This is a genomic window from Xanthobacter cornucopiae (assembly GCF_043195065.2).
GTDB lineage: Bacteria > Pseudomonadota > Alphaproteobacteria > Rhizobiales > Xanthobacteraceae > Xanthobacter.
On sequence record NZ_CM195531.1, the window covers coordinates 3142915 to 3155501 of the forward strand.

13 protein-coding genes and 1 tRNA gene are annotated in these 12587 nt (G+C 57.6%); 9 read left to right on the forward strand and 5 right to left on the reverse strand.

What is annotated here, in order from left to right:
- Positions 1-305: 305 nt before the first annotated feature.
- The 4 genes from V5F53_RS13835 to V5F53_RS13850 all read right to left on the reverse strand — a co-directional run bounded on the left by V5F53_RS13835 (position 306) and on the right by V5F53_RS13850 (position 5332).
- Complete coding sequence (locus tag V5F53_RS13835) at positions 306-2258, reverse strand: acyltransferase family protein (RefSeq protein WP_393995420.1); 1953 nt, start codon at positions 2256-2258, stop codon at positions 306-308.
- A gap of 163 nt (positions 2259-2421) precedes the next feature.
- Positions 2422-3240 carry an ABC transporter permease gene (locus V5F53_RS13840; protein ID WP_393995273.1) on the reverse strand — a complete coding sequence of 273 codons (819 nt, stop codon included), beginning with the start codon at positions 3238-3240 and terminating at the stop codon, positions 2422-2424.
- On the reverse strand, positions 3237-4154 hold the full coding sequence (locus V5F53_RS13845) for an ABC transporter permease subunit (RefSeq protein WP_393995272.1): 918 nt from the start codon (positions 4152-4154) through the stop codon (positions 3237-3239). Before V5F53_RS13845 ends, V5F53_RS13840 begins: the two co-directional genes overlap by 4 nt.
- An 11-nt stretch (positions 4155-4165) precedes the next feature.
- A complete protein-coding gene (locus V5F53_RS13850) occupies positions 4166-5332 on the reverse strand; it encodes an ABC transporter ATP-binding protein (protein WP_393995271.1) in 1167 nt (388 codons plus the stop codon).
- A gap of 383 nt (positions 5333-5715) precedes the next feature.
- Between V5F53_RS13850 and V5F53_RS13855 the strand changes: the two genes are divergently transcribed.
- The 3 genes from V5F53_RS13855 (at position 5716) to V5F53_RS13865 (ending at position 9361) form a co-directional block, all read left to right on the forward strand.
- Positions 5716-5790, forward strand: a tRNA-Thr gene (locus tag V5F53_RS13855).
- Between the two features lie 16 nt (positions 5791-5806).
- Complete coding sequence (locus V5F53_RS13860; protein WP_393995270.1) at positions 5807-7408, forward strand: DUF6538 domain-containing protein; 1602 nt, start codon at positions 5807-5809, stop codon at positions 7406-7408.
- A gap of 495 nt (positions 7409-7903) precedes the next feature.
- A complete protein-coding gene (locus tag V5F53_RS13865; protein WP_393995269.1) occupies positions 7904-9361 on the forward strand; it encodes a hypothetical protein in 1458 nt (485 codons plus the stop codon).
- Here V5F53_RS13865 and V5F53_RS13870 read toward each other — a convergent pair.
- Complete coding sequence (locus V5F53_RS13870; protein WP_393995268.1) at positions 9355-9834, reverse strand: hypothetical protein; 480 nt, start codon at positions 9832-9834, stop codon at positions 9355-9357. The two genes, V5F53_RS13865 and V5F53_RS13870, sit on opposite strands and share 7 nt — an antisense overlap.
- 53 nt (positions 9835-9887) lie before the next feature.
- On the opposite strand from V5F53_RS13870, the gene V5F53_RS13875 reads away from it, so the two are divergent.
- The 6 genes from V5F53_RS13875 to V5F53_RS13900 all read left to right on the forward strand — a co-directional run bounded on the left by V5F53_RS13875 (position 9888) and on the right by V5F53_RS13900 (position 12564).
- Positions 9888-10211: a hypothetical protein gene (locus tag V5F53_RS13875; protein ID WP_393995267.1), complete on the forward strand. Its 324-nt coding sequence runs from the start codon at positions 9888-9890 to the stop codon at positions 10209-10211.
- 55 nt (positions 10212-10266) lie between these two features.
- Entirely contained in the window at positions 10267-10647 is a 381-nt protein-coding gene (locus tag V5F53_RS13880) for a hypothetical protein (RefSeq protein WP_393995266.1), read from the forward strand.
- Positions 10648-10817: 170 nt separating this feature from the next.
- Entirely contained in the window at positions 10818-11060 is a 243-nt protein-coding gene (locus V5F53_RS13885) for a hypothetical protein (RefSeq protein WP_393995265.1), read from the forward strand.
- A gap of 42 nt (positions 11061-11102) precedes the next feature.
- Positions 11103-11636 (forward strand): hypothetical protein, encoded by a 534-nt coding sequence (locus V5F53_RS13890; RefSeq protein WP_393995264.1) that lies wholly within the window; start codon positions 11103-11105, stop codon positions 11634-11636.
- 108 nt (positions 11637-11744) lie between these two features.
- On the forward strand, positions 11745-12059 hold the full coding sequence (locus V5F53_RS13895; protein ID WP_393995263.1) for a hypothetical protein: 315 nt from the start codon (positions 11745-11747) through the stop codon (positions 12057-12059).
- A gap of 97 nt (positions 12060-12156) precedes the next feature.
- Positions 12157-12564 (forward strand): hypothetical protein, encoded by a 408-nt coding sequence (locus V5F53_RS13900; protein WP_393995262.1) that lies wholly within the window; start codon positions 12157-12159, stop codon positions 12562-12564.
- Positions 12565-12587 lie beyond the last annotated feature (23 nt).

Here is a 12587-nt window from a genome sequence, read left to right on the forward strand (position 1 = left end):
CCTTCCCGCCATCGCGCCGGACGACGCCGCGCGAGATGACGCCGAGCGAGATAACGTCCCACCGGATTCGGGGCCACGCGGAAGCTGACGTCATCGGCGCCGGTCGCGCTGGACACTCCTTGCCGGCTCGCGCGCCCGGACATGGCCGGGTGTCGTGGACTCCGGTCTTGAACCCGCAGACACCGCGGCCGACCGACCCACGCCGCTTCCGCCGACACAGCGTCCACCGCGCACCCGCTGGCCCTCGGGCGATCTCGCTGCCCTCGGGCGCAGCAGCGGCAGTCCGCCCCGCCGCCGGCCCGCCCCTACGGGACGTGCCCCCGGGACGGCAGCGCCGCCAGCAGGCTCTCCAGCGCGGCGCCGATCTCCGGGCGCAGCGCCAGCGAGCCGCTCACGTTCAGATGCCCGCCATCGGTCATCGCCACCGCGCCGTCTATCAGCGGCCGGCAGGTGGTGTCGTCGCAGAAGCGGGCGCGGGGAATCACCACCCGCACCAGCGGCGAGGCCGCCTGCAGCGCCAGGAGCGCCGGCTCGATGGCGCTGCCCCGCAGCGCCGCGTCCGCCGCCGGCGTGTCACATCCGGCCTCATCCAGGCCCATGAAACGCCGGCGCGCCACGCAGCGGCCGCCGCCGCTGGCGAACGCCACCGGAGGCGCCATCACGATCACGCCGCGACCCGAGGCCGTGATCTCGGCCACCGCGACCGCCAGGGAATCGAGCGCCTCGCCGAGCCGGCCGCCCGCGTCCCAATTGCCAGCCACCACGACGATCCGCACCGCCGGATCGGCCAGGATCGCCTTCATCGCCGCCGCGCGGAAGGCCTCGCACACCCCCGCCTCGGTGGTGCGCCCCGCTCCGCCCTCCATGTCCGGCAAGCGCGCGGAGCAGCCGGCCTTGGTGATCTGCACCAGGCCGAAGCCGGCCCGGCGCGCCAGATCGTCCAGGGCCGGGGCATGATGATTGGCAAGCGAATCGCCCCACAGGGCGATCAGCGGCGCCCCCGGAGTTTCGGCGCCGAAGCGGCAGGCGGCGGGGGGCTCGGCCCGGTTGGGCCCAAGCAGGCACAGGTCCGTGCCCTTCCACTGGTCCGCCGCCGCCCGTTCCGCCGCCAGCGCCGCCGCCGATGCCCGGCCCGGCAGGCCCTGGGCACGGGACAGGCCGAAGCCGACCGCCACCAGCACCGCCAGGGCGGCGACACCGAGGCCGATGCTCCGCAGCTCGCCGCGCAGGCCGGTGAAGGACACGTGGCGGAACGGCGCCTCCACATAACGCCACGAGACCGCCGCCAGGACCACCGCCGCCGCCACCGTCACGGCCAGCTGCGCCACCGGCGGATGCGGCCCCGCCACCAGCCGCAGCCCCACCAGCAGCGGCCAATGCCACAAATAGAGCGAATAGGAGATGAGCCCCACCCAGACCAGCGGCGCCACCGAGAGGAGGCGCCCGGCGCGGGTCTGGCGCCCGTCCTCGCCCGCCCACAGGATGAACAGCGCCCCGAGCGTCGGCACCAGGGCCGTGGCGCCTGGAAACAGCGTGCTCTTGTTGAACAGCACGATGGCGCCGAGGATCATGACCACCCCCGCCGCCGCCAGCGCCTCGGCCACCTGCTGCCGCCTCAGGCGCGGCAGCAGGCCCAGCGCCAGCACCGCACCCAAGGCCAGTTCCCAGATGCGGCCGCCGAAATTGAAGAAGGCGGGGGCCGGCCGCAGCACCGCGTTGCGCGTCGCCAGCACCAGCGACACCGCGATGATCGCGACCACCACATAGGGTAAAGCCCGCCGCAGCCGCCGATGGAAAAGGCCCGCCAGCAACAGCGGCCAGAACAGGTAGAACTGCTCCTCGATGGCCAGCGACCAGGTGTGCAGCAGCGGCAGATCCTCCGCCGCCGGGCCGAAATAGGACGTGACCGAAAGGAAATAGCGATTGGCGAGGAAGGTGGAGGCGGCCCGCAGCTGGTCGCCATAGCCCATCAGCATGGCCGGCGTCAGCAGCACCAGCGCCGCCAGCGTGGTCACCACCGCCATGAACACATAGGCCGGCAGGATGCGCCGCACCCGCCGATCATAGAAGCGGGCAAGGCTGAAGCCCCCCTTCGCCAGGTCCGCTGCGATGATGGAGGTTATAAGGTATCCGGATATGACGAAAAAGACGTCGACGCCCACATAGCCGCCCGGCGCCAACGCCGGGTCGGCGTGGAACAGAACCACAGGACTCACCGCCAGCGCCCGCAGGCCGCTGATATCCGCCCGATATCGCATCACCGGTCCAGGTCCGCCCCCTCGGCCTGAGCCGTCAGACCACCGCGCCGCCGCACGCCGGCACGAAAGAGCGGACCTTATGGCAAGCCGCCCTCGCCCGATCAAGCGGCGCGGGGCCCGGCCCGCGCCTGCGCCGCCACGCCGCCGGGTTTACGCCTTGGGCTCAGCCCTGGAGCGCGGCCCTCTCCTCCGCCCGCCGCAGGTTCTCCGCCCGCTTGGTGAGCAGGGAGGCAAGGATGACCACCACCGTGACGATGGCGATGAGGATGGTGCAGACCGCGTTGATCTCCGGCGTCACCCCCAGGCGCACCTGGGAATAGATGCGCATGGGCAGGGTGGTGGCGCCGGGACCGGTGGTGAAGCTGGCGATCACCAGGTCGTCCAGCGACAGGGTGAAGGCCAGCATGAAGCCCGATACCACCGCCGGCAGGATCAGCGGCAGGGTGATGGCGAAGAAGGTCTTCAACGGCGGGCAGCCGAGGTCCAGCGCCGCCTCCTCCAGGGTGCGATCGAAAGTGACGAGGCGCGATTGCACCACCACCGCCACGAAGCACATGGTGAAGGTGATGTGGGCCAGCAGCACCGTCCAGAAGCCGCGGTCGAAGTTGACCGCCACGAACAGCAGCAGCAGCGACAGGCCGGTAATGACCTCCGGCATGACAAGCGGCGCATAGATCATGCCCGAGAACAGCGTCCGCCCGGTGAACCGCCCATAGCGGGTGAGAACCAACGCAGCCATGGTGCCGAGCACCGTGGACACCAGAGACGAGAAGAAGGCGATGCGCAGGGTCACCCACGCAGCATCGATCAACTGCTCGTTCTCCAGCAGCGCCCAGTACCACTGGGTGGAGAAGCCGGCCCACACGGTGACCAGGCGCGAAGCGTTGAAGGAATAGATCACCAGCAGCAGGATGGGGATGTAGAGGAACGCGAAGCCCAGCGCGATGGACGTCACGTTGAACCAGCTGAGGCCCTTTTTCATTTACCGGCCTCCAGTTCCCGTTGCTGGATGTTCTGATAGATGACGATGGGAATGACCAGCACCAGCAGCAGCAGAACCGCCACCGCCGAAGACACGGTCCAGGAACGGTTCACGGTGAACTCGGTCCACAGCGATTTGCCGATCATCAGCGTGTTGGAACCGCCGAGCAGGTCCGGAATCACGAACTCGCCCACCGCCGGAATGAAGCACAGCAGCGCACCCGCCGCCACGCCCGGCAGGGAGAGCGGAAAGGTGATGGTCCAGAATGCCTTGGCCGGCGGGCAGCCGAGGTCCGCAGCCGCTTCGAGCAAGGTCAGGTCCAGCTTCTCCAGTGCCGCATAAAGCGGCAGCACCATGAACGGCAGATAGGAATAGACGATGCCGATATAGACCGCGATGTCGGTGTTGAGGATCTCCAGCGGCTCGGAGATCACCCCGAGGGCCATGAGCCCCTGGTTGAGCAGCCCTTCCGGCGAGAGAATGCCGATCCAGGCATAGACGCGGATCAGGAACGAGGTCCAGAATGGCAGAATCACCAGCATCAGCAAGGTGGGCTGCACCGCCCGCGGCGCCCGCGCCATGCCATAGGCGATGGGGTAGCCCACCAGCAGCAGCAGCGCCGTCGAGATCGAGGCGATCACCAGCGACGAGCCGTAGGCCTCCAGGAACTCGTTCGAGAAATCGAGAACATACAGGTAATTGTCGAACGACAGCTGGGACAGGAAGGCGGTCAGGCCGGTCCAGCCCTCCGACAGGTCCAGCAGCGGCGTGTAGGGCGGCTGCGCCACTGCGTCCTGGGACAGCGAAATCTTGAACACGATGAGGAACGGCGCCAGGAACAGCGCCAGGAGCCACAGATAGGGAACGGCGATGACCAGCAGCCGCCCCCGCCCCTTCTCGCCCGCCATGGCCATGCGCGCCTCCCCTACCGCGTGAGGACGACGCCGGCGTGGGGCGCGAACGTCACCCACACCTTGTCGTCCCATGTGATGGGCCGCTGGACCACGCGCGACAGGTTCGGCTGGGACACCTTGATGCGCTGACCGCAGGGCAGTTCCACGTGATAGATGGACAGGTCGCCCAGGTAGCCGATGTCCCAGATCTCGCCCTCGAAACAATTCACCGAGGGGTCCGCTGGCGGCTCAAGGGAAATGCGCAGCTTTTCCGGGCGGATGGCGATGCAGGCCTCGTCGCCGGGCTTGGCGTCCACGCCCTGCATGACATGCAGCGGATGCGGGGTGATGGGCGAGGACAGCCGCATTTCGTCCGCGGAAGCGGAGAGAATCCGCCCCTCCACCAAATTCACCTCGCCGATGAAGTCCGCCACATAGCGCGACGCCGGCTGCTCATAGATCACCGAGGGCGGCGCCACCTGCATCAGCACGCCGTGGTTCATGACAGCGATGCGGTCGGCCACCGTCATCGCCTCCTCCTGGTCGTGGGTGACGATCAGAAAGGTCATGCCCAGGTCCATCTGCAGGTCCATGAGCTCGAACTGGGTTTCCTCGCGCAGCTTCTTGTCGAGCGCGCCGAGCGGCTCGTCGAGCAGCAGCACCTTTGGCCGCTTGGCCAGCGAGCGCGCCAGCGCCACCCGCTGGCGCTGGCCGCCGGAAAGCTGGTGCGGCTTGCGCTTGGCGAACTTCTCCAGCTTCACCAGCTTCAGCATCTCTTCCACGCGGGCATCGATGTCGGCCTTCGGCATCTTGTCCTGCTTCAGGCCGAAGGCGATGTTCTCCGCCACATTCATGTGCGGGAACAGCGCGTAGGACTGGAACATCATGTTCACCGGCCGCCGGTAGGGCGGCACGCCCACCAGATCCTCGCCGGCCAGGGTGAGCCGCCCCTCGGTGGGCTCCTCGAAGCCCGCCAGCATGCGCATGAGCGTGGTCTTGCCGCAGCCGGACGGACCGAGGAGCGCGAAAAACTCGCGCTCGTAGATATCGAGGCTGACGTGGTCCACGGCGGTGAAATCGCCGAATCGCTTCACCACGTTCTCGAAACGGATGAGCGGTTTCTTGTCGGGATCGGTCCAGGGGGCGAAGCTCCGCCTCACCGCACCGATGGTTTGATTGCGCGGCTTGTCCGCAGCCATACTGTCCCCCGCACTGGCCTCTGAAACGGGAGGCTACAGAGGGAAAAAGAAACGCTCAAGACATGTGCACGCGCAAAAAAGGAGCGAGCGCAGCGCAAGAGCCGGGCAGACGCGCATTTTTCAGCCCAGGCGGGCCGAACGGCCGCCTGCCGGGACCGCGGATGCGCACGCCCGGGCCCGGCCGGCCCCACCCATCCGCACGCCTCGTCCCGAAACCCCAACCTGTTCATAACTCCCCCCAACCCCACATGAGCGCATAAGGACCTGGGAAAGCCCCTTGCGCGGTCCAAAATCATATGGCAGATGAAGCCACCTCACGGCGAACACCACGTCGCCGGTGTTCGAGGGCAAAACGGTTTTCCCGTCCGCCTTTGAACTGGAATGCTGCGGTAGCTCAGTGGTAGAGCACTCCCTTGGTAAGGGAGAGGTCGAGAGTTCAATCCTCTCTCGCAGCACCAGTCCCAGCCATTGAAAATGCTCAATTCCTTGAGCTATAAGGACTCCGAAGCACCCCATTGGTACAAAGGGGTGGTACAAATGGTCCTCGCTATGGCCCGTCCCGTCCGTCATCCCGTGACCGGAATTTGGTGGTTCCGGAAAGGCGTTCCGAAGCACCTCCGCCCACTGGTCGGCAAGGTCGAGGAAAAGGTCAGCCTACGGACACGTGACCCAGCGGAAGCCAAGATCGCCCATGCCCGCGTATCCGCTGAGGTGGAGGCACGATGGCAGCAGCTCGCGGCCGGCGTCCAGGCACTCAGCCATCGCCAGATCGAGGGCATAGCCGGCGCCATCTACCGCGAGATGATCGAGGCCCATGGAGACGATCCGGATCAGGTGCCGGCTGTAGCATTGACCCTCGACCGGGCGATGTCCGGCCCTGGTGTGCAAATTTTCATGGCAGCAGACCCGAAGGCATCCTCCGCCCTCCTGAAACGGCTCGCAGGGCGGAACGGCGATCAGATCGACACATGGTTGGATCGCCACGGCCTGCGTCTTGATCCCGAAAGCCGCCGGAAACTGGACGAGCGTGTCAATGCCGCCATCTTGCAGGCCCGCGAGCAACTCAACCGAATGGCAACAGGCGACTACCGAACAGATCCACACGCCGACCGCTTTCCCAAGCTCGACGTCCCCGGCTCCCTGCGCGCGGCGACTGGCAAGAACTCGCCACTGGCGGCCTTTGACGCATATGCGAAGGAAAACATTCTCAAGGATCGGACGATCAAACGCTGGCGCCCGATTTTTGCAAAGATAGAGGAACAAAAGAAGGACATCCGAGAGCTGACTCGGGATTGGGCGATTGCGTGGAAGGACCAGCTTCTAGAATCCGGCCTTTCACAGAAGACCGTCAAGGAGGTTTACCTTGCATCACTCAAGGCCGTTTGCGTGTGGGCAGTAACGAACAGCCGGATGCACGTCAATCCGGTTCAGGAACTGACAATCAGGGTGAAGAAACGGCAACGTCTGCGCGACCCTGGATATACCGATGCAGAGGCCCGGCAAATCCTTTCGGCTGCCATCGCACAGGACAACCCCGTGGGGCTCAGCGAGCACTATCGCAAGGCACGCAGATGGGTACCATTTCTCTGTGCATATACGGGTGCGCGCGTTGGCGAGATTGCCCAACTCCGCCGGGAGGACCTCAAGATAGAGGACGGCGTCCACATGATCCGAATTACGCCGGAAGCCGGATCCGTCAAAACAGACGCTGCGCGATGGGTGGCAATGCATCCGAACATGATCGAGCAAGGATTCATAGCCTGGGCCACCACCCAGCCTGCCGGCCCCCTTTTTACGGGGAAGCAGAAAGGCGGGAAAACACCAGCATCCGAACGCGTCGGCCAGCACCTGTCAACATGGATACGCAATGACGTTGGCATTACAGACGTCAACATCCTGCCAAACCACGCATGGCGCCATCGCTTCAAGACCTTGGCGCGTCACGTTGGCATCAGTGACGACTTTTACGACTATATCCAGGGCCACTCTTCCGGATCGGCCAGTGGAACATATGGAATATTCACACCAGCCGCATTGTATCGAGAGATATCCAGAATTCCGGTTGTTTCCTTATAAAAAAACAAAGGCCGGCATCATCATGGCGTTTGCAGACGCTCCGGTGCCGGCCTTTATCTTCGAGGTACACTATAATTATGCCAGCTTGATTATACGGAGTCAATATCTGGCGCCGATAAGCGAGTTTCTCGTCACCACTGTCGCCTATTCAAAATTCATTCGGACCGTGGCAAAGACGATACACCCTCATAAAACGTCTATTAAGCGTCATTTTGAGCATATTTTTTTGGGCTCAAGGGAGGGGTATCGGAAAATCGGAAATTCAATTCTACGTAACATATAACGCATATAGCGCGCATGTGGTATCATAATGGGCTCTCCAGGGGTGGATACTATGGTGTATAGTAAAAAAGAAACCCATCAATCATGGTGAACCAAAACACAAAACTGCATCTGACAGTGTAGACATATTATGTATTCGATACCAAACTGAGAAATCAGCGTCATCCATGGTCGATTGCAGTCGCCTCGTGCATGACAACGAGGTACACAATCATGGAACTCACAAACAAGTATGAGACGACCCACGCCTGTCGTGAATTTGAAGCACGATGGATCGAAGCGCATCGCATCAAAATCGCAGAACGTGAACGTCGCGAGAGAAATCGACAGCAAGCAGCACGTCTACGTATCGATGAGATGACTCGCAGAGAACAGTTATCAGCCTCAGAACAAAAATTATTGGCTGATAAGGATGCAATGGAGCGCATTCGATCTGCACCATTCATCGAAACAATCAGAAATAGAAGGGCACTGATCAAGGATAGGCTAGAAAATGGTTTCCGCCATCATGGCGGCGACGTTGCAGGTAGATACTATGAGCCATTCCGAGAAGAAGGATTACGGTCGTTAGATGACCATAATCTAATGAGAATAGTTCACAACACGCCAAAGGCCGACAACCTGCTGTCTGGGAAAACAAAGGAATTCCTGGATGGTACAGATTCAAAATTATTAGCGCTTGACGACCCATATATTGAATTAAATAAAAATGTCCGTCTGATATTCCGCGTTGATATGGATACTATATTTGAATCCTGGGATGAGCTTGGCTACGAATTAAAGCAACTGCCTCTCGCCTGCGTTCCGCACCTCGGATGCGGCTATGTTGATAAGGCTGGGAAGGTCATTCGTCCCCATGTATTTGTCATACTCCCTTATGATTCTGGGGTTTGGTGGGATAAAACCGATCCACGTTGTCGCCCTGATATTATGAATCTATGGACTGGCGTGCACCGAGGGATAACAAAAATCCTTCTTCCTCTCGGTGCTGACCCAGGTGGCCTGTCAAATCCACTTCGAATTAAGAATCCGATCTCTCCATTTTTTTCATATCATTCGTTTAATTCAGAAACATATTTGAATTTATCGGAATGGGCGGCCTGGGTTGACACCCACACTAGTCCGGAATCTCTGGTCCGTGATTCAGCCGAAAAATTGTCCGGCCTCGGCAAGAAGATCAGCAACGAGCTTTTCACGTATTTTCAAACTGAAGCCTATGAAACACTCAGAAAATGGCATCAGGAACGGAACCCAGATTATCTGGCATCTATCAATAGAAATAATCGAGAACGATTGGATGAGCTTCTCTTTTCACATCTGGTGAAGCAGACAAATGAAATAACAGATCATCCAAAGCAAGCCAAAGCGATTCTATATCGTGTCACCGCATATGCTGCGGCACATTGGGACAGCAAAAAAGTCGACAAAGACGGTCGTAAAGATCGTGGTGCATGTCGACATCTCTTATCATCCACCGATAGTCTGCACGATAAACAGAGATCCGGAGCGTTATTTTCCCATCAGCAGAGAACGGACAGGACATTCTCAAAATTACATCAGGCAATTAACATGGCTAAGAAAAATAATATCCCAGTCAATGTCTCGACCATATCCAGCCTGGCAAAAATGACGCGGAAAACGGTTAGAAAATATTGGAATGAGATTCAATAAGCCGCATCAGTACTCCATTTTAGCAAACCATAACGTCGGCCACGAGTTATCCACAGGCTGATTAGCCTCAAAATGGCGAATCCGTAAAATTTTTTATTCTGTCGTCGATCGTAAGTTATGTGATATTTTATTATCGATAATACATGGGTGGCGATTCTTCGCCATAAATAAAAGCAAAAATAATAAAATAACAAAATCGACACATATGTATTGATAATGTAAATCTGGCATTTTCGGCCCACCAGCTTTACTTCGCCACAATTGGGTTGGTGAAGCTCGGAAAACATGGCCGCTATGATGCAAAGAAGCGTCGTTTTAGCAGCAAAACGCGATTTTTCGCGACGTGGTCGCCAGAACCACCACCCCCCATTCAAAATGCGTTTAAACGCACAGAAAATACTTTGATAGGCGTTTTCTTCGAGGTCCGTCAGCGTACTCAAGGACGCACTGTGAGTCGACATCAGATAAAACATGTGTTGTTCTTTGTTCGTCCCAAGCATGGGCGGCCAGAACGAGGACTAACGAGATGTCGAGCGTCAATAAGAAGACGACCGAGAATTGGAATCCACTCTTCAATAAGACTGCCTTCATCGAGATCGCGAGTAATACCGGGCTCTGGTACTTGTACATCCAGCCCGAATTTCAGGGACTTCATGAAACAGGTTGCTATTTTTGGACCGCAACTTTGAACCCGTGGGGCGAGCCGCCCGATGGAGGAGACGACGGTGCCGGCTTTTTTACCGTGCAATATGGTCTCGAAGACGACATGCAGGCCGCGATGCGAGCGGCAAAGACCGTGGTTTCGCGCTTCGACGCTGCGAACGATGATAATGTCATTCCGTTTAATTGATAGAAGAGAACTTATTAAAAAGTATAATGAGTGATAATCGCAAGGTATATGTGTCATGACACGCCTCTCCGACACCCTGGACGTCATCCGCTCCCGTTTTGAATATGATAACTCTGAATGGAATGGTCGTGATTTCATTGGTGAAATTGGTCTCGTTAACGCCACCACGCGTAAAACAACGCTCACAACGTATAATGCGACGGCAGGCGGCTGCGCCTATCGAACAATCACGATTCGGTGTGGAATCTTTATGGGAGAACGGTGCGTCCGTGTCAGTGGTTCGAATATGAATGACCGTCAAATCGAAATGGTAATTCACGCAACCTACAAGAAAGTAATAGATTTTTTGGCGCAATGGGAAGACGAGGACGGAGACCCCGTCATCGACGTTGAAACGATCTTAGAGGAACTGCCTCAGTATTTTAATTATAGTTAGGTGATATAATAATTGTAACGGATCATTACCTGAACTTCGTTGAATAATATTCAGAATGAGGCGCCGAAAAGCGCCTCATTTGACCTCACGTCACATGATTGAGCGAGAATACCAGATCGTGTGAAAAAGCAAAAAGTATACGAGTATAGAGAAAAAAAGGCGTCATCAATATGAAATCACAAATCGAGAACGATATTCTCGGTGAATATTTTCAATTCGTCGCCAACGAGATTATAAAAAACATCGAACGGCGTTCAATGATACGCCGAGGGCGGCCCATGCGACATACAATCGTTTTGGACCCTGTTTCCGATGATTATGACGATGATGTTCGCATTGCCGACATCGTCGCTGTGCATTTCGAATCTTGGGACAACGTGAATATCAGAATCGGTCATGGAGCCATGCAATAGGTGCAATCAACACGTATATATAGCACAGTTTCGGAGAAAATTATGACTAAGATGCTTTACCATTTTTCGAGTACCTATCATCTTCCCTGGATTTTTGAAAGCGGGGAGCTGCGGCCGGGTCAAAACTCCATAGCCGGCTTTCCAAACCCGGATTTCTTGTGGGCTACTAACGAGGCTCGCGGAGATGGAACCTGCACAGCTCATCGCTTCTATAAATCCGGCCGCACTTGGCTGGTGCGGTTTACCGCAGATGCCGAGGATTTTTTCCCGTGGAAGGACATCACTCGGAAATCTTCACCCTGGACCATTGCACAGATCGCCCGATTGGAGACATTGGCCGAAGGTAAGTCAGATCCAGCAGACTGGTGGTGCCGAGCTGATCCGTTGCCACTCCACCGAGTTATCTCAATCGAAGCAAAGTCATTTTGCGCCTCAATTTGGCGTACCGTAGAGCATAATTTCGAGGTTATCCGGGTTCCTGGGAAGAGGGTACTAAAGACAACGATTGGAAATTATGTCTTTTCCTCCTCTCAGGAGACGGGTCCGCATGGACAGAAATCTTACGAGATTCTGTAATCAACACTGATATGCATTCAACTACCGTGATCAGATGAAATCAACACGGGTTGCGTTACTCTTCGCCAACAACAATAATGTTAAATAATTTATAAAAGGATTTTGTAAATGAATTGCTTTGAATGGGCTCGCTTGAATGCGAAATTATATATAGACCGTATCGAATTGAAATTAGCGCATACACCTGGAAACGCGGTAAGTACACAATTTATTATAGATCTTAATGATAAAATACTTGATGCAAAAATGTTGATGGCCTGCTTGATCGCGGAGCATTTTGCCAAAAATCAGAATGTGCGGATTTCTACAACAATTGAGCAGAGATATTCCTGTAAATCAACGTCAACGACGGCCGCTGATGAAGATGCTTCGTTTTTCATCAACGTCACTTCAGAACAAAAAGAACAGACGTCAAAGAATTAGCCAGCCGTGTTGATTGCAGTCTTCGACTTTATCAACAAGCTGGCCGGGGGAGGATACCTCCCCGCTGGACCCCCACCAACCAAAAAGAGGAAACGCCATGCAGGATGAAAATCAATACGAGAACATATCAAGAACGATCTATCTCCGACTTCCCATCGAGCTGGCGCGCCGCCTTCATCGGACGGCCCAGGCTAATGATGAAGCGTCGGCGTCGTTGGCGAAGCGCATTGTCATTCGTGAGCTGAATGCAATGACCCAAGCGGATCACCTCCCTCCCGTGGTCACTCCTCGCCGTCCTCCGAGGCAGATCATCAACGAGGATGCCGCTCTCATCGGTACCCTGGCTTCCTCCATCGGACGACTTACCGGGGCCACTATCCAGCTCGCAAAGTCCGTTCGTGAAGCGGGGGCGGACAACGTCCCGATTGAGAGAGCGTTATCAGCTATCCGCGCAGCCGCCGCCAAAATCCTTGAGCTACACGACAAACTGAAGGCCAATCCGTGATTGCCGGCTCAACGCGAGGTGCG